Origin of the sequence: Micromonospora inositola, assembly GCF_900090285.1 — a bacterium.
Classification (GTDB): domain Bacteria; phylum Actinomycetota; class Actinomycetes; order Mycobacteriales; family Micromonosporaceae; genus Micromonospora; species Micromonospora inositola.
On record NZ_LT607754.1, the window covers coordinates 4,982,960 to 5,003,474 of the forward strand.

The window sequence follows — 20,515 nt, forward strand, 5'->3', positions numbered from 1 at the left end:
CCATGCCCCTCGACCTCACCACCGAACTCGCCGCGACCCGCCTGCTGGCGGTCATCCGCGGCACCGACACCGCCGCCGCCATCGCCACCGGCACCGCCCTGCTGGCCGAGGGCGTACGGGTGGTGGAGGTGGCCCTGACCACGCCGGGCGCGCTCGACGCCATCGCGGCGATCCGGGCGGCGGCCCCGGCCGGGTCGCTGGTCGGCGCCGGCACGGTGCTCACCCCGGCCGCCGTCGCCGACGTGGCCGCCGCCGGGGCCCAGTTCGTGGTCACCCCGGCCGTCGTCGACTCCATCCCCGAGGCGGTCCGCCGGGGCCTCCCGGTCGCCGCCGGGGCGCTCACCCCGACGGAGGCGTACGCCGCCGTCCGGGCGGGGGCCGCCGTCGTCAAGCTCTTCCCGGCGTCGGTGGGCGGGCCGGCGTACCTGAAGGCGCTGCGCGACCCGTTCCCGGACATCCCGTTCGTCGCGGTCGGCGGGGTGGGTCTCGCCGAGCTGCCCGGCTACCTCTCCGTCGGCGCGATCGCCGTCGGCGTCGGCGGCCCACTGGTCGGCGACGCCGCCTCCGGCGGTGACCTGGACGCGCTGCGGGAGCGGGCCCGGGCGTACGTCGCCGCCACGTCATGACCGCCGTCGACCTGCTCACCTTCGGCGAGGCGCTCGTCTCGCTGCGGTCGGCCGGGCCGCTGGCCACCGGTGGGGCCCTGACCATGCACCTCGCCGGGGCCGAGTCCAACGTGGCCATCGGGCTGGCCCGGCTCGGCCACCGGGCGGCCTGGGCCGGCCGCGTCAGCGACGACGAGCTCGGCGGCTACGTGCTGCGGCAACTGCGCGCCGAGGGCGTCGCCGTCGACCACGTCACCCGGGACCCGCAGCGCCCGGCCGGGCTGATGTTCCTGGAACGGCGTACCGCCGACCTGACCCGGGTGCGCTACCACCGGGCCGGTTCGGCCGGGTCCGCCCTGGGCGTCGAGGACCTGCGCCCGGCCCTGGCCGCCGGCACCCGCGTGCTGCACCTGACCGGCATCACCCCGGCGCTGTCCGACAGCGCCCGCGCGGCCACCCGCTGGGCGGCCGAGACGGCGTCCCGCGCCGGGACGCTGGTCTGCCTCGACGTCAACCACCGGGCGAAGCTGTGGAGCCGTGACGACGCCGGCGCGGTGCTGACCCCCCTCGCCGGATACGCCTCGGTCGTCGTCGCCTCCGCCGACGAGCTGGACCTCGTCGGCGAACCGGGCGCGGCGGAGGAGACCGTGGTGGCCGGGCTGCTGGCGCGGGGCGTGACGACCGTGCTGGTCAAGCTCGGCGGCGACGGCGCCCGCGCGTACACCCGCGAGGGCGTCCGGCACGCGGCGGCGCTGCCCGTCACCGCGGTGGACACCGTGGGCGCCGGCGACGCCTTCACCGCCGGCTACCTCTCCGGTCACCTGGACGGCCTCGACCTGGCCGGGCGGCTGCGCCGCGCCGTCACCCTCGGCGCCTTCGCCGTCGCCGGAGACGGCGACTGGGAGGGCCTGCCGCGCCGCGACGAACTGTCCCTGCTGGACGACCTCCAGCCCGGCAGCACCCTTCGCTGAATCACCCCGAGAAAGGCACCCGCGTGAAGATCGTCGCAGCGGACGTCATCGTCTCCAGCCCCGACCGCAACTTCGTCACCCTCAAGATCACCACCGACGAGGGGCTCACCGGGCTGGGCGACGGCACCCTCAACGGGCGGGAACTGTCTGTCGCCTCCTACCTGGCGGACCACGTCGTGCCCCTGCTGATCGGGCGGGACCCGCACCGCGTCGAGGACACCTGGCAGTTCCTCTACCGCTCGGCGTACTGGCGGCGGGGACCGGTCACCATGGCCGCCATCGCGGCCGTGGACGTCGCCCTCTGGGACATCAAGGCCAAGGCCGCCGGGATGCCGCTCTACCAGCTGCTCGGCGGCGCGTCGCGGACCGGGATCATGGCGTACGGCCACGCCTCCGGGCGGGACCTGCCGGAGCTGTTCGACTCCATCCGCCAGCACCTCGACCTCGGCTACCGGTCGATCCGGGTGCAGACGTCGGTGCCCGGCATCAACGCCGTCTACGGCGTCGCCGCCCAGCCCGGCGTCGACGGCAAGCGGTACGACTACGAGCCGGCGCAGCGCACCCCGCTGCCCGCCGAGGAGGACTGGGACACCCGGGCCTACCTGCGCCACCTCCCCGGTGTCTTCGAGGCCGTCCGCAACGAGTTCGGCCCCGAGCTGCCGCTGCTGCACGACGGGCACCACCGGATGACCCCGATCCAGGCGGCCAAGCTCGGCAAGGCCCTGGAGCCGTACGACCTGTTCTGGCTGGAGGACTGCACCCCGGCGGAGAACCAGGAGGCGCTGCGCCTGGTCCGCCAGCACACCACCACCCCGCTGGCCATCGGCGAGGTCTTCAACACCGTCTGGGACTACCAGACGCTGATCCGCGAACAGCTCATCGACTACGTCCGGTCCGCCGTCACCCACACCGGGGGCATCACGGCGATGCGGAAGCTGCTCGACTTCGCCGCCCAGTACCAGATCAAGTCCGGCATCCACGGCCCGACCGACATCTCACCGGTCGGCATGGCCGCCGCGCTCCACCTCGACCTGGCCATCCACAACTTCGGCATCCAGGAGTACATGCAGCACGGCGCGCTGACCAACGAGGTCTTCCGGCAGTCGTTCAACTTCACCGACGGCTACCTGCACCCCGGGGAGCGGCCCGGTCTCGGCGTGGAACTCGACGAGGAGGCCGCGGCCCGGTTCCCGTACCAGCCGGCGTACCTGCCGTTCAACCGGCTCCAGGACGGCACCGTCCATGACTGGTGACCGACCGCTCACCCGGCACGTCGTGGTGATGGGGGTGTCCGGGGCGGGCAAGACGACGGTGGCCCGGGGGATCAGCGAGCTGACCGGGCTCCGGTTCGCCGAGGCGGACGAGTTCCACTCCGAGTCCAACGTGGCGCGGATGCGCTCCGGCGTACCGCTGGACGACGCCGACCGCTGGCCGTGGCTGCGCGACCTCGCCGCGTGGATGGCCGCCCGGCACGCCGAGGGGGTGTCCACCGTGCTGGCCTGCTCGGCGCTGAAGCGGTCCTACCGGGACGTGCTGCGGCAGGGTCCGCCGGACGTGGAGTTCGTCCACCTGGCCGGGGCGGCGGAGCTCATCCGGGACCGGATGAGCCGCCGCGCCGACCACTACATGCCGGCCAGCCTGCTCGACTCGCAGCGGGCGATCCTGGAGCCGCTGACGCCGGAGGAGGCCGGTGTCGTGCTGGACGTGGCGCTGGCGCCGGACGAGCTGGCCGGCGCGGCCGTCGCCCGGCTCGGGCTGCCCGCCGGGATCCCGGTGAGCGGGCGATAGCGCCACCGGCCCGGGCGTCCGTCCGGGCCGGTGGTCCTCACCCGGGCAGGGCGTCCAGGTAGACCCAGCGGCCGTCCTCGCGGACGAAGCGGCTGCGCTCGTCCAGCCTGCCCGGACGCCCCGCCTCCCGGTAGTGGGCCCGGAACTCGACCGTGCCCTCGGAGTCGAACAGGCCGCCCCGGTCGGTGCCGAGAATCTCCAGCCTGGTCCAGCGCTGCCCCGGGTCGAGCCGCAGCCGCGCGGGCCGGGTGGCGGAGTGCCAACTGCGTACCAGGTAGTCGACGTCGCCGACGGCGAAGGCGCTGAACCGGGAACGCATCAGCGCCTCGGCGGTCGCCGCCGTCGACTCGCCCCGGTGCACCGGCGCACAGCAGTCGGCGTAGGGCAGCCCGGAACCGCACGGGCAGGCTCCGGTCGTCTGGTCGGCCGCGCTTCGGCGGGCACCGCGTTTCGCCACGTGCTCATTCTCGCCGAGGGGCTCAGCGCGGCGGGCGACCAGCCCCGCCAACCGGCCCGCGGCTCGGCCGGCGGGCCGTGTTCCGCCTGCCGGACGACTCCATGGTCGTCGTCTTCTTCGCCGGCGCCCGGGTTTCCGCGGTGGCCCGGGCCAGGGCCGTCGCCGTCGCCTTCTTGGCCGGCGCCTTCTTCGCCGGGACCCTCGTGGCCGGCGCCTTCTTCGCCGTGGCCTTCTTCGCGGGTGCCTTCTTGGCGGGTGCCTTCTTCGCCATGGTCTTCTTGGCTGGCGCCTTCTTGGCCGGTGCCTTCTTCGCGGCGGCCTTCGTCGTGGGCGCCTTCTTCGCGGCGGCCTTCTTGGCCGGTGCCTTCTTGGCGGCGGCCGCCTTGGCGGTCGGCCGCCGGGCGGGCGCCGCCGTCGCGGCGACGGCCTTCTTCCGGGCCACCCGGGTCGTCGTCGGGGTGGGCTTCTCGCCCGGGGTCTTGGCCGCGCTCGCCCCGGTGGCCCGTTTCGTGGCGGTCGCGACCTTCTTCGCCGCCGCTTTCCGGTTCATCGGCGCCTTGCGGGCCCCGGTCGCCTTTCGCGCGCCGGTGGGCCTGGTGGCCGTCCGGGTGCCCCTCGCCGCGTCCGCCATCGTCGCTCCTCCTCGGGGATCTGCCCCGACCCCGGTCGGCAGTGCCGCCGACGGGCAGGGCGCTGGCCAGCCGCGTCGGACCGGCCCCGACTCGGCGGGCTGCTGTCTTCCCCCGCCCCCGACCCCCAAACTCCCGGGCGGAGGCGCGCTCACCCGGTTCGTGGTAGGCGCGGTGCCCCGCTACGCGAGCGGAACCGGCGGCGTCGCCCTCACGGCGTCGGCGTTTCGGTCAGTTCGGCCGGATCGACGTGCAGCGTCGCGAGCAGGCCCGCGTGCTTGACGACGTCGACCTCGTCGGGCAGCTCCCGCCTGATCCAGTCGGCCCGGACGTGCTGGCCGCGGGCCCGCAGCACATCGATGATCCGGTGTCTGGCGATCTTCATCGTTGCTCCCTCATGAGGCTGTTGCGAAGGTCCCGGGCGTCGCCCGGGGTCGGGTCAGAGACGTGGAGCCGCGAGCAGGGCACGGCGCAGTCGCGGGCAAGTCGACGGCGAGGACGGGGCCGGGCGACTCCGCCGCCGGGCCCCGTCGACCGGGGGCCACCCAGCAGCCGCCGGGGAGCGTTGGGGCACCGGAAGCTCCGCGAGGGGCGGGGACGCGTCGGTCAGGTCGGCGGCTGCGGTCCGGGCGAGGTGCGGTACGGACATGACGTCCCCTGGGTGGATCCGGCGTGGCGGCCACCTCGCGAGTGGGATGTCGTCGATTCCGGGATGATCCCAGCCTACGCCCCGTCAGCCGGGCGCCGCCGCGCGACGATCAGGAGGCCGGGCCGGGGCCCGGGTCGGGCGTTGCGCCGGGCTTGTGCCATGGCGACGTAGAGGAGGAGGGAGCGACGGCTCGCCGAGGCTGTGGACCCGCTCCGCGAGTACGAGGCGGTCGGCTGGCGTACCGAGGACCTGCGCCGGCGCATCGACGACGCCGAGCGGCTGCTCGCCGCGGTCGGACGGGAACACGCCCGCCCGCGCCGCGACGTCGACCGGCTGGGCGCCGGTGGGGATCCGCGGCGCGTCCCGGCTCGCCGCCGAGCGGGACCGGCTCGTCGGGCAGGCCGGCCAGGTCGAGGCGGCGAGCCGGGCCGCCGCCGCGCTCCGGACCGAGCTGGCCGACCTGCCGGGGGTCTGGCTCGCCCCGGAGCTGCACGTCAACGGCCTGACCCGGTTCGCGGACATCTTTCTCGACAACATCTTCATCGACCTCGCGGTGCGGGGCCGGATCCGGCAGGCACGTGCCGATCGGCACGCTCGGCGGGCCAGGTGTCTCCCTCCAGGCGGCAGCCAAACTTCCGGCGTAGCGGCCCGCGCCTCGCGCCGGTGACGCACCACAAACGGGCGGGCGGGCACCCACCGGCGCCGCCCGCTCCGCGGAGGAGATTCAGTTGAGCAGGAAGGTCTGGGTCTGCGGGTTGAGCATCGGCAGGTGCCGCGCGCCGGCCGTCTCCGGCCCGCTGAAGCGGAGCACGTCGACGCCCCGGGAGATGTCGTTGGCGACGATCAGCCCGTTGTACCAGTACGTCGACCACTGGTTGGACCGCATGTCGTAGTGGCCGATCTCCTTCGGGTTGCTCGGGTCGGTCAGGTCGACCACCGAGGTCCCAGAGCCGTACGCGGAGGAGACGAGGATGTTGCGGCCGGCCACCGGCACGTAGTTGAAGTTGTGGTACGTGCTCGGCTCGGCGCGCGGGATGCGCAGGTGGCTGAGCGGCGTGCTCGGGTTGTCGACCGCGTACGTCCAGATCGCCCCGAACGGCTCCTTCGCCGGTCCGAAGTACTCGTCGCCGAAGGTGACGTGCTTCCCGTCGTGGGTGAACGCCGCGCTGTGCCAGATGTCCACGTCCGCCGTGTCGATGTTCGCGGTCACCCGCGGCGCCAGCGGGTTGCTGATGTCCCAGAGCTGCCCCTGCGACAGGCAGGCCGCGGCGGCGAGCTTGCGCGGGGTCAGCACCTGAATGTCGTGGCAGGCGAAGAAGTCGCCGGACGCGCCGGAGAAGTGGTCGATTCCCTTGATCGTGGGCTCGGCCACGACCTTCGCGGCGAGGCCGGCGATGGCGTCGCCACCCGGCACGTCGATCACCGAGATCCGCTCGAACGGGGCCTGGCAGTCCGGGCCGATGTTGCTGGCGCTCAGCGGGTACGACGCTACGTAGATGTAGGTGCCGCCCTCCTCGCGGGGTACCAGCGTGTGGGTGTGCGAGCCGCAGTCGGTCCGGATCGCCTGGAGGAACCGCGGCGCGCTCGGGTCGCTGACGTCGAAGACCCGTACGCCCTCCCAGGCGCCCGGGGTGGACGCGGTGACGTTGCGGGACCCCTCGCAGCCCGGCGTGCTCTGCGGGGTGTCCACGGACAGGAACAGCAGGTCGCCCCAGACCGAGACGTCGCCCTGAGGCCCGTTGCAGTGCACGTCGGCCAGCTCGACCGGCGTGCCCGGCTCGGCGATGTCGATGATCCGGAAGCCGCCGTAGTGGCCGGCGAAGACGAGGTTGCCGGAGAAGGCGAGGTCGGAGTTGACGCCGCCGGTGTGCTCGGCGGTCGAGAGCAGGTGCATGTTGCGGCTGTAGCCGTCGGCGGGGCTGCTCGGCGGAGGCGGCGGAACGGACCCGTCGTCCCATGGCTCGTGGGCCTGGGCGGGGGAGGAGATCGTGGCGAGCAGGAGGGCCGCTCCCGCGACGACGAGTGATCGGATCCGGGATGGTCTGCGCATGTACTTCCCCTGAGATCGGCTGTGTCGTGCTGTGTCACGTCCGCGTACGTGGGCGTCACGCTGCCAAATATTTCCGTGTATCGCTAGACCCATGGCGGAAAGCAACATGGCTATCCGCTGTTCAACCCGGGTGGACGGTTCCCATGCCCGCAGCCTGCGTCTACATTGCTGAGAACTGGCGTGCGAGGCCGGTGCACCGGGGTCCCTCGTCACCAAGGAGGTGCGGCACATCGTGGTGTCTCCCCGAAAGGCCCTCGCCGGCGCGGCCGTCGGCGCCGTCGTCGGGTCGATGACCCTCGTCGGTCCCGTTCAGGCCGATCCCAACAACAACTCCGTCGACAAACTCACCAAGGCGGTCACGGTGCAGGGCGTGCTCCGGCACCTCGACGCCTTCCAGGCGATCGCCGACGCCCACGGCGGCACCCGCGCCTCCGGCACCCCCGGCTTCGCGGCCAGCGCCGACTACGTGGCCGGGATGCTGGAGCAGGCGGGCTACCAGGTCACCCGACAGCCCTTCCAGTTCCCGTTCTACGAGGAGTTCGGCTCGTCCTTCGCCCAGGTGGCGCCGAACCCGACCACCTACGCCGACGGGGTCGACTACGACCTCATGGACTACTCGGCGGCGGGGGACGTGACGGGCGGCGTTGTACCAGTCGACCTCGCCCTGGCCAATCCGGCCACCTCCAGCTCGGGATGCCAGCCCGGGGACTTCACCGGGCTCAGCCTGACCGGCAAGGTCGCGCTCATGCAGCGCGGCGAGTGCTCGTTCGGTCAGAAGGCGACCAACGCCAGGGCCGCCGGCGCGGTCGGGGCGATCATCATGAACCAGGGCAACGGCACGCCGGCGACCAACCCGGACCGGTTCTCGCTGTTTGCCGGCACGCTCGGCGGGCCGGTGGGCATCCCGGTCGTGTCGGTCTCGTTCGCCAAGGGGGTCGAGTTCGCGTCGACCGCCGGCCTGACCGTCCGGATCACCGCCGACGCCACCTCCGAGGTGCGCAACACGGAGAACGTGATCGCGCAGTCCCGCGAGGGCCGCACCGACAACGTGGTGATGGCCGGGGCGCACCTGGACTCGGTGCCGGACGGCCCGGGGTTCAACGACAACGGCACCGGCAGCGCGGCGATCCTGGAGGTCGCGTTGCAGATGGCGAAGGTGAAGCCGAACAACGCGGTCCGGTTCGCCTGGTGGGGCGCGGAGGAGGGGGGCCTGCTCGGCTCCAACCACTACGTGAACTCGTTGTCGCCGGCTCAGCGGGCCGACATCGCCCTGTACCTGAACTTCGACATGGTCGGCTCGCCGAACTACGTCTACGGCATCTACGACGGTGACGACTCCGCGGCCTCGGGTTCGGGTCCCGGCCCGGCCGGCTCCGCGCAGATCGAGGACGTGTTCGAGGCGTTCTTCGCCTCCCGGGGCCTGCCCACCGTGCCGGCGGACTTCACCGGCCGGTCGGACTACGGGCCGTTCATCGCCGCTGGGATCGGGATCCCGGCCGGCGGGCTCTTCACCGGCGCGGAGGGCGTGAAGACGGCTGCCGAGGCGGCGCTCTTCGGCGGCGTGGCCGGGAAGGCGTACGACCCCTGCTACCACCAGGCCTGCGACAGCCGTACGCCGGTCGCCGACGGCGCCGACGCGGCGGTCTACGGCCAGCTCGCCAACCTGTACGGCAACGTGAGCACCACGGCCCTGGACGTCAACAGCGACGCCATCGCCACCGCGGTCATGACGTTCGCCTACGACACCTCAACCGTCAACGGCGCGCCCCGCGCCCCCGGCAAGTCGCACGCCGCCGGGAACAGCGAAGACGCGCACGGGCACCAGACCATGTGACCCGACGTTCCGCCGACGGGCCGGGGCTCCGTGACCGGAGTCCCGGCCCGTCGTCGCCTGGTCGTCCGGCGGGAGATTGGCCCACTGAATCCCCTGCGGATCGGCTCTCTGACCGGGCCGATCCGTCCGCCTACCGTGGGCCAGACGCGCTCCCCGGAAAGGATCGAGACGACGATGACGACCGCCGACATGTGGTTCGACCCGCGCTGCCCGTGGGCCTGGAACGCCTCCCGCTGGCTGCTGGAGGTGGAGCGGGTCCGCGACGTGCGGGTCCGGTTCCACGTGATGAGCCTGTCCGTGCTCAACGAGGGGCGCGACGGGCTGGAAGAGTGGTACCGGGAGTGGCTGAAGCCCGGTATGGGCCCGGTCCGGGTCGCGGTGGCGGCCGAGCAGAAGTTCGGCAACGAGGTGCTGCGCGACCTGTACACCGCGCTCGGCAACCGGATCCATCACGATCGGGCAGTGCTGGACCGGGACCTGTACGTCGCGGCGTTGACCGAGGTCGGCCTCCCCGTCGAGCTGGCCGACGCGGCCGACTCCACCGACCACGACGAGGCGCTGCTGGCCAGCCACCACGTCGGCCTGGAGCCGGTCGGCGAGGACCTGGGCACCCCCACCATCCACGTCACCGACCAGGCCGGACGGCGCACCGCCTTCTTCGGGCCGGTGGTGGCCCCGATCCCGCGCGGCGAGGCGGCCGGCCGGCTCTGGGACGGGGTGCTGCTGGTCTCCGGCACCGACGGGTTCTTCGAGCTGAAGCGGGCGCGTACCCGTCGGCCGATCGAGCGGTGAACCCTGACCCTGGCACGAGCGCGACCGGGCTCAGCCGGGGCGGCGACGTAACCGGCGCGACGGCTCAGGGCAGCTCGACCGGCAGCGGCACCGGGCGCTTGGCCACCCGGTCGTCCCCGGAGGACCGGCCGCGCAGGTGCCGGGCCAGCCAGGGCAGCAGGTGCCGCCGGGTCCAGGCCAGCTCGGCGCGAACCACCTCGTGGCGGGGCCGGCGGACGGCCACCGGCAGCGGGTGCGACCACGAGTCGTCGTACCCGGGCAGGCCGGCGGTGTGTGCCAGCGCGGCGGCGATCCGTTCGTGCCCGGCGCTGTTGGCGTGCAGCCGGTCGTCGCTCCACAGGCGCAGGTCCGAGGCCACCGGGTGCGCCCCCAGGTCCAGCAGGGTGGCGCCGGTCTCGGTGGTGACCGCCCGGACCGCCGCGTTGAGCGCGACCACCCGGCCGCGCAGCGGCCGGGCCAGCGGCATCACCGGCGCCGGGTCGGGCAGGGTGAAGGTGAGCACGGTGCCGCCCTGGCCGACCAGCGCCCGCTGCATCGCGCCGACGTCCTCGGCGATCCGGTCGGCGTCGAACGACGGCCGCAGCACGTCGTTCATCCCGGCCACCACGGTGGCCAGGTCCGGCGCCAGCTCCAGCGCCACCGGCAGCTGCTCGGCCCGGATCCGCCCGGTGGTCCGACCGCGGATGGCCAGGTTGGCGTACTCCAGGCCGCCCTGTGCGCGGGCCACCGCCAGGGCGAACCGGTCCGCCCAGCCCCGGTAGCCGCCGGCGTCGTCCGGGTCGTCCAGCCCCTCGGTGGTGCTGTCGCCGATCGCCACGTACCGCTGCCACAACATGGTCGCCAGCTTAGGGCCGCCCCTCGAGCGCAGTTCTTCAACCCAGCCGCACGGACACGGCACGCTTCCTTCGGCACCCGCGACGAGCATCAGCTCATCAGTTCCTTCATCGTCACGGCGTGCAGACCTCGCTGGCGGAGCCCGTCGAGGATCGGTCCGATGGCGGCCACCGTGCCGCGGTGGCCGAAATGCAGGCTGACGATCGAACCGGGCCGCACCTGGCTCAGCGTCGTCCGCACCACCGCGGGCGAGCCGGGATCGGTGTAGTCCAGCGAGTCCACGTCGTAGGACACACAGGTCGGGTATCCCACCCGATTGGCTTGGGCGCGGATCAGCGCGTTGGCGTGCTGGGTCTGGGACGGCCGGAACCAGGCGCCGATCGCGCCGGTGAGCTTTCTGATCCGCTGGGCGCACGCGTCGATCTCACCGAACGCCTCGGTCGGGGTCATCCGGCTGATGTCGCGGTGGTTTTCGGTGTGGTTGCCCAGGTCATGACCTGCGTCGAGGACCCGCCGGGCCATCGCGGGCTGCTCGGCGAGCCAGGTTCCCACGGCGAAGACGGTGACCCGGGCGCCGCCACGTTCCAGCTCAGCCAGCAGTTGGCGGGCCAGGGTGGCATCCCCCTGGCCATGAAAGGTCAGCGCCACGTCCGGCCGGTCCCGTGGAGCATTGTTGATCTCCCCCGGTAGGGAGGCGTGGCCGGGGGCAGCTCCGGTCGACCTGGCAGGGGACGGGAATGGCGATGCGGAGCCGCCGCCCGGCGTCGCCGACCGGGCGGCCGACGGTCGGCTCGGCGAGTCGCATGCGCCAACTCCGACAAGCCCGGCGGCGACACCGGCGGCGGCGGTCAGGGCGCTGCGGCGGTCCAGAGGCACGCAGCGATGCTAGGCCCTCCGCAGGAGCGGGGGAGGCTGTACAGCGCCACGGAAGTCGCCATTCAGCCTGGTCTCAGGGCCGGCAACGTCCTTGCAATGGCCGGCCGGACGGGGGAGCCCCGACTGAGCCGGCCCGAGCGGGACGAGCGTCAGAGCCAGCCGGAGCGGCGGAACAACCGGTACAGGGTGACCGCGGCCAGGGCCATCACCAGCAGGGCCGCCGCGTAGCCGTAGCGCCAGCCCAGCTCGGGCATGTGGGCGAAGTTCATGCCGTAGATCCCGGCCACCGCGGTCTGGGTGGCGGCGATCGCCGCCCAGGCGGCGATCTTGCGCATGTCGTTGTTCTGCTCCACGGCGAGCTGCGTCAGCCGGGACTGCAGGATCGAGTTGAGCAGGTCGTCGTACCCGCCGATCCGGTCGACCGCCCGGGTCAGCCGGCCCTCCACGTCGACGAACCAGCGCTGCAACGCCGGCGGCGGCCCGGCGTCGCGCTGCTCGACGACGGTACGCAGCGGCGCCTGCAACGGCAGCACCGCCCGCTTGAACTCCACCACCTCGCGTTTGAGCTGGTAGATCTGTTGGATGTCGGCGCCGCGGTCGCGGGCGAAGACGCTCTCCTCGACGCGTTCCAGGTCCCGCTCCAGGTGGCCGGAGACCTCCAGGTAGAGCTCCACCATCCGGGCGCAGACCGCGTACGCCACCGCCCACGGTCCCGCGGCCAGCACGCCCGGGCGACGCTGGATGCCCTCCCGGACCGGGGCGAGGGCGCCGCTCGCGCCGTGCCGGACGGTGATCACGAAGCGGTCGCCGAGGAAGACCATCACGTCCCCGGTGTCGATCACCTCGGAGGTCTCGGTCAGCTCGGTGTGCTCGACGTAGCTCGCGGTGCGCAGCACCAGCAGGGTGACGTCACCGTGCCGCTGGATGGTGGGGCGGTGCCCGTCGGCGAGGGCCTGCGCCACGCTCAGCTCGTCCAGCCCGAAGGTGCGCCCGACCGCCGCCATCACCGCCGCCCCCGGCTCGTGCAGGCCCAGCCAGACGAAGGAGCGCCGGGTGCGGCGGCTGCGCGCGTACGCGTCGGCGTAGTGCGGGCGCCCCGGCTCCCGCCGGCCGTTGACGTAGACGGCGCAGTCCACCACGGCGTCCGGGTTGGACCGTCGGGCGGTCGGCGTGGCCGAGGCGTCGGCCGGGCGGCCGAGCAGCCGACCGAGCAGGGCGGGGAGTCGCAGGCGCCGCCGGGTCCGTACCGCCGACCGGTCCACCGCGCACCTCCGCCCCGCCGGGAATCGACGGCCTACCGTACGGCACGTGCCGGCGGTCCGGTCAGCGCGTGGCCGTGGCGAAGACGACGATGTTGTCGGGGTAGCTGCCGGTGCGGGGGTTGAACCGGCCGCCGCAGGTGATCAGCCGCAGCCGGGCCGCCGCGTCGCCGCCGTACACCCCCTCGGTGGGGAACCGCTCCTTCGGGTACGCCCCGACACCGTCCACGGTGAACGTCGCGACCCGACCGTCGGCGCGGGTGACCTGGACGGTGTCGCCGGGCTGGAGCCGGCCGAGGTCGAAGAAGACGGCCGGACCGGTCTGCGAGTCGACGTGCCCGACCAGGACCGCGTTGCCGGCCTCGCCCGGGGTGGGACCGCGGCGGTACCAGCCGGCAATCTCTGGATGGTCCAGCGGCGGCACCTCCAGGGCGCCGTTGTCGTCGGTGGCGACCGGGACGACGTCCGCCAGGACGCCGATGCGGGGGATGGTGATCCGGACCGGTTCGGACCGGGGGAGCACCGGCCCCGGCGACTCGGACCGTTCGGTGGTCGGGGCGGCCGAGGCTCCGGGCTGCGGCGGCCGGTCGGTCGTGGTGCCCAGGCCGGCGGCGACCAGGCCGGCCCCGGCCGCGCCGGTCAGGGTGACCGCCGCGACCACCGCGGCGGTGCGGGCCCGCGACGACCTGTCCTCGGGTTTGCGCTGGGGGGCCAGGTTCCCACCTCCGTCCGACGTGGGCGCGGTGCCCGCACCGCTCGCGGCCGGCGCGGGCACCCTCGCACAGGGATGGTGTGTGGCGACGCCTCAGGCGACGAAGGTGGCGCGGCGCCGGCGACGGACCAGCACGTACGCCCCGCCGGCGACGGCCGCGGCGCCCAGGGCGCCGCCGGCGACGAGCACGCCCGTGTCCCCGTCCTTGCCGCCGCCGCCGGCCTGCGCGCCGCCGATCGGGGTGACGGTGAACTGGGCGGTGCCACCGGAGGTGCCGTCGCCGCAGGTCGTCGTGACCGTGTACGTCCCGAGGGTGAACCCGGCGGTGAAGAGTTCGGCGCTCAGGCCGCCGCCCGCCGCCGCGGTGGTGGACCGGACGTTCTCGTCGCGGTTGGGCCCGGTGACCCGGAAGATCGCGTCACCCGCCTTCGGGTTGCAGGTGGTCGTGGTGAGCACGACCGTGCCGCCGACCGGGGTGGTGGCTGGTGAGACGGTGGTGTCGGCGAGCGCGGCGGCCGGGAGCAGGAGTGTGCCGAGGCCCACGCCGACCGCCGCCGATCCGAGAATTGACTGTGCCTTCATGCGCGTCTTCCCTCACTTTTCGTCCGCTGTCTGCGTGGGACGTCGTTCGGGTGGCCAACTCCGTGACTAGCACCGGTGTGGCCAACACTAGGTGGGTTGGGGTGCCCATCCGGCGTAAATGAGAAATCTTCGTTGCCGTCACGTGTTCCCCCTCCCGCCGGGGAGCTGCGGAAATGCCCACCCAGGACCGCCCGTAACGCCCGGGAGCCGGGGATCCGCCTGGGGTCGTCCGTCCGGTCTGCGTTCGCTGGGGCCATCGCGGCCATGCGCCCGGTGCGACCGTTCGTGTCCCCGATGTCGGAAACCGGGTCGACGGGTCCGGCCACGGGCGATGCCACACCGCAGGCCGGTGCCCCGGGCGGAGTCGCCGCGCTCCCGCCGGGCGTGATCGTCAGGAGGGCGACCGTGCGCGGGTGCCGCCCAGGGCTCGGGGCTGGTGTCTCCAGAGTGGAGGCAGAGCCACCCCCGACCTGCCGCTCGCCGTCCCTGAGGCGCCGTTCGCCGCACCGGGACGACCGCTCCCGGCGGCTGTGCCGTCACTCAGGTCGCGGCCCCGACCAGCGAGAACTACAGTCGGCAGGAGCACACCGGATAGATCGCGACACATATCACGGTGAGGAGCGAGCCGATGACCAGTCCCGCCGGCGTCGAGGTCACGGGACCGATGCACCCCCGGTACGACGAGATCCTCACCCCGGAGGCGCTGGCCTTCCTCGCCGATCTGCACCGCGCCTTCGACCCGCGCCGCCGGGACCTGCTCGACCGCCGGCGGCGACGCGGGGCCGAACTGGCCGATGGCGGGCTGCTGGACTTCCTGCCCGAGACCCGGGAGATCCGCGAGGCCGACTGGCGGGTCGCCGAGCCGGCGCCCGGCCTGGTCGACCGCCGCGTCGAGATCACCGGCCCGACCGACGCGAAGATGACCATCAACGCGCTGAACTCCGGTGCGAAGGTGTGGCTGGCCGACCATGAGGACGCCAACACCCCGCTCTGGGAGAACGTCGTCGGCGGTCAGCTCAACCTGCGCGACGCCATCGACCGCAAGCTCGACTTCACCTCCCCGGAGGGGAAGCAGTACGCGCTGCACGACGGCGAGCTGGCCACCATCGTGGTACGCCCGCGCGGCTGGCACCTCACCGAGAAGCACATCCTGGTCGACGGCGAGCGCACCTCCGGCAGCCTGGTGGACTTCGGGCTCTACTTCTTCCACTGCGCCCGCCGGCAGCTCGACCGGGGCGCCGGGCCCTACTTCTATCTGCCGAAGATGGAGAGCCACCTCGAAGCGCGACTGTGGAACGACGTGTTCCTGGCCGCCCAGGAACGGCTCGGCATCCCGCGCGGCACGATCCGGGCCACGGTGCTGATCGAGACCTTCCCGGCCGCGTTCGAGATGGACGAGATCCTCTACGAGCTGTGCGAGCACTCCGCCGGGCTGAACGCCGGCCGGTGGGACTACATGTTCAGCGTGATCAAGAAGTTCCGCACCCGGGGCGCGGACTTCCTGCTGCCGGACCGGAACGCCGTGACGATGACCGTGCCGTTCATGCGCGCGTACACCGAGTTGCTGGTGCGGACCTGTCACCGGCGCGGCGCGCACGCCATCGGCGGGATGGCCGCGTTCATTCCCAGCCGGCGCGACCCGCAGGTCAACGAGACCGCCCTGACGAAGGTCCGCGACGACAAGACCCGCGAGGCCAACGACGGGTTCGACGGCTCCTGGGTGGCCCACCCCGACCTGGTGCCGATCTGCCGGGAGGTCTTCGACAAGGTGCTCGGTGACCGCCCCAACCAGCTCGACCGCACCCGGGACGAGGTCCGGGTCACCGCCGCCGAGCTGCTCGACGTCCGGTCCACCCCCGGGCAGCACACCGAGGCGGGCCTGCGCAACGCGGTCAGCGTCGGCGTGCAGTACCTGGCCACCTGGCTGCGCGGCTCCGGCGCGGTGGCCATCTTCAACCTGATGGAGGACGCCGCCACGGCGGAGATCTCCCGCAGCCAGGTCTGGCAGTGGCTGCACAACGACGTCATCCTCGACGACACCGGCGAGCGGGTCACGAAGGAGCTGGTCGAGCGGATCGCCGCCGACGAGATCGGCAAACTGCCCGGCGACCCGGGCGACTACGCCGAGGCCCGGGCCCTGTTCATGGAGGTTGCCGTCGCCGATGACTTCGTCGACTTCCTCACCGTGCCGGCCTACGAACGGATGCCCTGACCGACGACCCGACGCGGAGGTGGGCGATGAGCACGACCACGACGGACATCGACGCTCTCGCCGGCACGCTGCGCGCCGCGATCGGCGCCGACCGGGTGATCAGCGACCGGCAGGAGCTGCGCACCTACGAGTGCGACGGGCTGGCCCAGTACAAGGTCGTGCCGGCGCTGGTGGCGCTCCCCGCCGACGCCGCGCAGTGCGCCGCGGTGGTCCGGGCCTGCGTCGCCGCCGGTACGCCGTTCGTGGCCCGCGGCTCCGGCACCGGGCTCTCCGGCGGCGCGCTGCCGCACGCCGACGGCGTCCTGATCGTCACCTCGCGGATGCGGGACATCCTCGAGGTCGCGCCGGACGACGAGCGGGCCGTGGTGCAGCCGGGCGTGATCAACCTGGCGGTCAGCCGGGCCGCGAACCCGCACGGCTGGTACTACGCGCCCGACCCGTCCAGCCAGCAGATCTGCTCCATCGGCGGCAACGTGGCGGAGAACTCCGGCGGCGCGCACTGCCTCAAGTACGGCTTCACCACCAACCACGTCACCGGCGTCGAGCTGGTCACCCCCGACGGCGACCGGGTACGCCTCGGCGGCCCCGCCCCCGACGCCCCCGGCTACGACCTGCTCGGCGCGTTCGTCGGCTCGGAGGGCACCCTCGGCATCGCCACCGAGGTCACCGTGCGGCTCACCCGGCTGCCCGAGTCGGTGCGGACCCTGCTGGCCGCCTTCGAGACCACCGATCAGGCCGGGGCGGCGACCTCGGCCATCATCGCGGCCGGGGTGGTGCCGGCGGCGGTGGAGATGATGGACGCGCTCGCCATCTCCGCCGCCGAGGCGGCCGTGCACTGTGGCTACCCGCCCGGCGCCGGGGCCGTGCTCATCGTCGAGCTGGACGGGCCGGAACCGGAGGTGGCCGCCCAGTTCGACCAGGTCGAGCGGCTCTGCCGGGACAACCGGGCGTTCGAGATCCGGATCGCCGCCGACGACGCCGAGCGGGCGCTGTTCTGGAAGGGCCGCAAGTCCGCGTTCGCCGCCGTCGGGCGGATCAGCCCCGACTACATCGTCCAGGACGGGGTGATCCCGCGTACCGCCCTGCCCGAGGTGCTGCGCCGCATCGGCGAGCTCTCCGCCGAACGCGGCATCCGGGTCGCCAACGTCTTCCACGCTGGCGATGGCAACCTGCACCCGCTGGTCCTGTTCGACGGGTCCGTCGACGGGCAGACGGAGCGCGCCGAGGAGGTCTCCGGTGCGATCCTCGACCTCTGCGTCAGCCACGGCGGGTCGATCACCGGCGAGCACGGGGTCGGCATGGACAAGGCGAAGTACATGCCGCGCATGTTCACCGCCGACGACCTGGACACCATGCAGCTGCTGCGGTGCGCGTTCGACCCGGCCGGGCTGGCCAACCCGGGCAAGGTCTTCCCGACGCCCCGGCTCTGCGGCGAGGTCCCGGGCCGGCGCAAGGGGGTCCATCCCGCCCAGGAGGCCGGCCTGGCGGAGGTGTTCTGATGCCGGCCGACGGGATCCTCGACCAGCTCCGCGACGCCGCCCGGGAGACCGCGACCGACGGCCGGCACTCCGACGGCCTGCCGTCGCAGGCGGCGGCCGGCCGGGCCGACGCCCCGGCCGGCCCCGAGCCGGTCCGGCCCGCCGAAGAGCACGACTCGATCGCCGGGATGCCGGCCCGCTACGTCGCCGCGCCCCGGGACACCGCCGAGGCGGCGGCCCTGCTGCGGGCGGCGGCCGCCCTCGACCTGGCCGTCACCATCCGCGGCGGCGGCACGAGGCAGTCGTGGGGGAGCCCGCCGAGTCGGCTCGACCTGATCCTCGACACCACCGCGCTGACCGGGGTGGTCGAGCACGCCGCCGGTGACCTGATCACCGTGGTCCGGGCCGGCACCCGCCTCGACGCGCTCGCCGCCACCCTGGCCGGCGCCCGCCAGCAGCTCGCCCTCGACGCGCCGCTGCCGGACGGCACCGTCGGCGGCGCGGTCGCCACCAACGCCAGCGGACCCCGCCGGATGCTCTACGGCACCGCGCGCGACCTGCTCATCGGGGTCACCCTGGTCCGCGCCGACGGGGTGGTCGCGCACGCCGGCGGCAAGGTGGTCAAGAACGTCGCCGGCTACGACCTGGGCAAGCTGGTCACCGGCGCGTACGGCACGCTCGGGCTGGTCACCGAGTGCGCGTTCCGGCTGCACCCGCTGCCGGCCGCCGTCGCGTACGTCACCCGCCGGGTCGGCGATCCGGCCGAGGCGGGCCGGGTGGCCGGCACGGTACGGGCCGCGCAGCTCGTGCCCGCCGCGCTGGAGGTGGATGCGCCGGCCGGCGGTGCGGCGGCGGTGACCGTGCTGCTGGAGGGCACCCCGGCCGGGGTGGCCGCCCGCGCCGAGGCCGCCCGGCGACTGCTCGGCGCCGACGCCACCGCCTCCGACGAGGCGCCCGACGGCTGGGGCCGGTACCCGTGGCGGGACGGCGACAGCGGGCTGAAGCTGACCGCTGCGCTCTCCGGCGTACCGCGACTGCTGGCCGACGCCCGCGCGGCCGCCGACCGGCACGGCGTGCCCGTCGCGCTGCGCGGCTCGGCCGGCGTGGGCGTCCTCTACGCCGGGGTGCCCGGCACGGCCGACCCGGAGCGGGTCGCCGGCCTCGTCGACGCGCTGCGGGCGGCGACCGCCGCCGTCGCCGGGCACGCCGTGGTGCTCACCGCGCCCCCGGCCGTGCGGGACCGGGTCGACCTGTGGGGGCCGGTCGACAGCCTGGCGCTGATGCGCCGGGTCAAGCAGCGCTTCGACCCGGACGCCCGGCTCGCGCCCGGCCGATTCGTGGGAGGGATCTGATGGCCATCCCCCAGCAGCCCGACGGCCGCCCGGCCCCGGTCACCTCGCCCGGCGGCACCTTCCCGGCCAGCGGACCGCGCGACGTGCTCGGCCTCGCCGCCCGGCCGCCCGGCGAGGGCGCCTTCGACACCCACCACCCGCCCGCCGCCGAGCTGATCGCCGACTGCGTGCACTGCGGCTTCTGCCTGCCCACCTGCCCCACCTACGTGCTGTGGGGCGAGGAGATGGACTCGCCGCGCGGCCGGATCTACCTGATGAAGCAGGGCCTGGAGGGCGAGCCCATGTCGGACTCGATGGTCGCCCACTTCGACCGCTGCCTCGGCTGCATGTCCTGCGTCACCGCCTGCCCCTCCGGGGTGCGCTACGACCGGCTGATCGAGGACACCCGGCAGCAGGTGGAACGCCGGCACAGCCGCGGTCCCCGGGAGCGGGCGCTGCGCGCGGCGATCTTCGCCCTCTTCCCGTACCCGCGACGGCTGCGGGTGCTGCGCGGCCCGCTGCGGGCCTACCAGGCCAGCGGGCTGCGCCGCCTGGTCGCGCGGACCGGGCTGCTGCCGCGGCTGGCGCCCACCCTGGCGGCGCTGGAGTCGCTCGCGCCCCGGCTCGGCCGGGCGGCGCGCCCGCCGCAGCGGGTGCCCGCGGTCGGGGCCCGGCGGGCCGTGGTCGGCATGCTCACCGGCTGTGTGCAGTCCGCGTTCTTCCCCGAGGTCAACGCGGCCACCGCCCGGGTGCTCGCCGCCGAGGGCTGCGACGTGGTCATCCTGCCCGACCGGCAGGGCTGCTGCGGCGCGCTGAGCGTGCACAACGGACGCGAGGAGGAAGCGCGGGGCTTCGCCCGCCGGATGCTGGACACGTTCGCCGCCGCCGGCATCGACTTCTTCGTGGTCAACGCGGCCGGCTGCGGCTCCACCCTCAAGGAGTACGGCGACCTGCTGCGCGACGACCCCCGCTACGCCACGCTCGCCGCCGACTTCGCCGGCCGGGTCCGCGACCTGTCCGAACTCCTCGACGAACTGGGTCCGGTCGCCACCCGGCACCCGCTGCCGGTGACCGTCGCGTACCACGACGCCTGCCACCTCGCCCACGCCCAGGGCGTCCGCGCCCAGCCCCGCCGGCTGCTGCGCGACATCCCCGGGCTGGAGCTGCGGGAGATCGCCGACCCGGAGATCTGCTGCGGCTCCGCCGGGATCTGGAACGTGCTCCACCCCGGGCCGGCCGCCGAACTCGGCGACCGCAAGGCCCGCACCGTACTGGCCACCGGGGCGCGGCTGCTCGTCACCGCCAACCCCGGCTGCCTCATGCAGGTCGCCGCCTCGGTGGCCCGCGCCGGCGGCGACATCGCCCTGGCCCACACCGCCCAGGTCCTCGACGCCTCCCTCCGCGCCCGCCCGGTGGAGGAGCTGCTGTAGGGCCGAACCCACCCGCCACCGTCCCC

At 74.0% G+C, this 20,515-nt stretch carries 19 protein-coding genes and 2 pseudogenes; 12 read left to right on the forward strand and 9 right to left on the reverse strand.

From position 1 onward, the window contains the following. The first annotated feature begins 2 nt into the window (after positions 1-2). From GA0070613_RS23720 to GA0070613_RS23735, 4 genes are read left to right on the forward strand one after another with little or no spacing between them, the layout of a single operon-like run. Entirely contained in the window at positions 3-626 is a 624-nt protein-coding gene (locus GA0070613_RS23720) for a bifunctional 4-hydroxy-2-oxoglutarate aldolase/2-dehydro-3-deoxy-phosphogluconate aldolase (RefSeq protein WP_231929416.1), read from the forward strand. Continuing rightward, positions 623-1,576 carry a sugar kinase gene (locus GA0070613_RS23725; protein ID WP_089014312.1) on the forward strand — a complete coding sequence of 318 codons (954 nt, stop codon included), beginning with the start codon at positions 623-625 and terminating at the stop codon, positions 1,574-1,576. Before GA0070613_RS23720 ends, GA0070613_RS23725 begins: the two co-directional genes overlap by 4 nt. A 23-nt stretch (positions 1,577-1,599) precedes the next feature. Continuing rightward, positions 1,600-2,829 carry a D-mannonate dehydratase ManD gene (manD, locus tag GA0070613_RS23730; protein ID WP_089014313.1) on the forward strand — a complete coding sequence of 410 codons (1,230 nt, stop codon included), beginning with the start codon at positions 1,600-1,602 and terminating at the stop codon, positions 2,827-2,829. After that, positions 2,819-3,364, forward strand: a complete 546-nt coding sequence (locus GA0070613_RS23735; protein ID WP_089014314.1) for a gluconokinase — start codon at positions 2,819-2,821, stop codon at positions 3,362-3,364. The genes manD and GA0070613_RS23735 overlap by 11 nt, the downstream gene beginning before the upstream one ends. A 37-nt stretch (positions 3,365-3,401) precedes the next feature. Here GA0070613_RS23735 and GA0070613_RS23740 read toward each other — a convergent pair whose 3' ends face one another. From GA0070613_RS23740 to GA0070613_RS32825, 3 genes are all read right to left on the reverse strand, one after another. Next, entirely contained in the window at positions 3,402-3,821 is a 420-nt protein-coding gene (locus GA0070613_RS23740) for a YchJ family protein (RefSeq protein WP_089016147.1), read from the reverse strand. A gap of 22 nt (positions 3,822-3,843) precedes the next feature. After that, positions 3,844-4,452 carry a hypothetical protein gene (locus tag GA0070613_RS23745; protein ID WP_197698968.1) on the reverse strand — a complete coding sequence of 203 codons (609 nt, stop codon included), beginning with the start codon at positions 4,450-4,452 and terminating at the stop codon, positions 3,844-3,846. Positions 4,453-4,661: 209 nt separating this feature from the next. Beyond that, entirely contained in the window at positions 4,662-4,835 is a 174-nt protein-coding gene (locus GA0070613_RS32825) for a hypothetical protein (protein ID WP_172875884.1), read from the reverse strand. Positions 4,836-5,442: 607 nt separating this feature from the next. On the opposite strand from GA0070613_RS32825, the gene GA0070613_RS23750 reads away from it, so the two are divergent. After that, positions 5,443-5,766: a hypothetical protein gene (locus GA0070613_RS23750; protein ID WP_089014315.1), complete on the forward strand. Its 324-nt coding sequence runs from the start codon at positions 5,443-5,445 to the stop codon at positions 5,764-5,766. 57 nt (positions 5,767-5,823) lie between these two features. Here GA0070613_RS23750 and GA0070613_RS23755 read toward each other — a convergent pair whose 3' ends face one another. Next, the gene (locus GA0070613_RS23755) at positions 5,824-7,149 is read right to left on the reverse strand and encodes an LVIVD repeat-containing protein (protein WP_172875885.1); all 1,326 of its coding nucleotides are present in this window, start codon (positions 7,147-7,149) and stop codon (positions 5,824-5,826) included. Positions 7,150-7,756: 607 nt separating this feature from the next. Here GA0070613_RS23755 and GA0070613_RS33680 point away from each other — a divergent pair. The 3 genes and pseudogenes from GA0070613_RS33680 to GA0070613_RS23765 form a co-directional block, all read left to right on the forward strand. Further along, a pseudogene (locus GA0070613_RS33680) lies at positions 7,757-8,074 on the forward strand (PA domain-containing protein); the annotation flags it as partial. Between the two features lie 84 nt (positions 8,075-8,158). Continuing rightward, positions 8,159-8,887 (forward strand): annotated as a pseudogene (locus tag GA0070613_RS33095) (M20/M25/M40 family metallo-hydrolase); the annotation flags it as partial. 270 nt (positions 8,888-9,157) lie between these two features. Next, a complete protein-coding gene (locus GA0070613_RS23765) occupies positions 9,158-9,775 on the forward strand; it encodes a mycothiol-dependent nitroreductase Rv2466c family protein (RefSeq protein WP_089014318.1) in 618 nt (205 codons plus the stop codon). 64 nt (positions 9,776-9,839) lie between these two features. Here the strand turns inward: GA0070613_RS23765 and GA0070613_RS23770 are convergent, their stop codons facing one another. From GA0070613_RS23770 to GA0070613_RS23790, 5 genes are all read right to left on the reverse strand, one after another. After that, positions 9,840-10,610 carry an SGNH/GDSL hydrolase family protein gene (locus tag GA0070613_RS23770; RefSeq protein WP_089014319.1) on the reverse strand — a complete coding sequence of 257 codons (771 nt, stop codon included), beginning with the start codon at positions 10,608-10,610 and terminating at the stop codon, positions 9,840-9,842. An 89-nt stretch (positions 10,611-10,699) separates the two neighbouring features. Next, positions 10,700-11,485, reverse strand: coding sequence for a polysaccharide deacetylase family protein (locus tag GA0070613_RS23775; RefSeq protein WP_269459009.1), 786 nt, complete (start codon positions 11,483-11,485; stop codon positions 10,700-10,702). A gap of 149 nt (positions 11,486-11,634) precedes the next feature. Further along, positions 11,635-12,747, reverse strand: coding sequence for a magnesium and cobalt transport protein CorA (locus tag GA0070613_RS23780; protein ID WP_089014320.1), 1,113 nt, complete (start codon positions 12,745-12,747; stop codon positions 11,635-11,637). A gap of 61 nt (positions 12,748-12,808) precedes the next feature. After that, the gene (locus tag GA0070613_RS23785) at positions 12,809-13,459 is read right to left on the reverse strand and encodes a class F sortase (RefSeq protein ID WP_089016149.1); all 651 of its coding nucleotides are present in this window, start codon (positions 13,457-13,459) and stop codon (positions 12,809-12,811) included. Between the two features lie 90 nt (positions 13,460-13,549). After that, positions 13,550-14,038, reverse strand: a complete 489-nt coding sequence (locus GA0070613_RS23790; RefSeq protein WP_089014321.1) for a hypothetical protein — start codon at positions 14,036-14,038, stop codon at positions 13,550-13,552. Positions 14,039-14,666: 628 nt separating this feature from the next. Here GA0070613_RS23790 and aceB point away from each other — a divergent pair. From aceB to GA0070613_RS23810, 4 genes are read left to right on the forward strand one after another with little or no spacing between them, the layout of a single operon-like run. After that, positions 14,667-16,250, forward strand: a complete 1,584-nt coding sequence (aceB, locus tag GA0070613_RS23795) for a malate synthase A (protein WP_089014322.1) — start codon at positions 14,667-14,669, stop codon at positions 16,248-16,250. A 26-nt stretch (positions 16,251-16,276) separates the two neighbouring features. After that, on the forward strand, positions 16,277-17,749 hold the full coding sequence (locus tag GA0070613_RS23800) for an FAD-linked oxidase C-terminal domain-containing protein (protein ID WP_089014323.1): 1,473 nt from the start codon (positions 16,277-16,279) through the stop codon (positions 17,747-17,749). Further along, positions 17,749-19,080, forward strand: coding sequence for an FAD-binding oxidoreductase (locus GA0070613_RS23805; RefSeq protein WP_231929421.1), 1,332 nt, complete (start codon positions 17,749-17,751; stop codon positions 19,078-19,080). Before GA0070613_RS23800 ends, GA0070613_RS23805 begins: the two co-directional genes overlap by 1 nt. Next, entirely contained in the window at positions 19,080-20,489 is a 1,410-nt protein-coding gene (locus tag GA0070613_RS23810; protein ID WP_089014324.1) for a heterodisulfide reductase-related iron-sulfur binding cluster, read from the forward strand. The genes GA0070613_RS23805 and GA0070613_RS23810 overlap by 1 nt, the downstream gene beginning before the upstream one ends. Positions 20,490-20,515 lie beyond the last annotated feature (26 nt).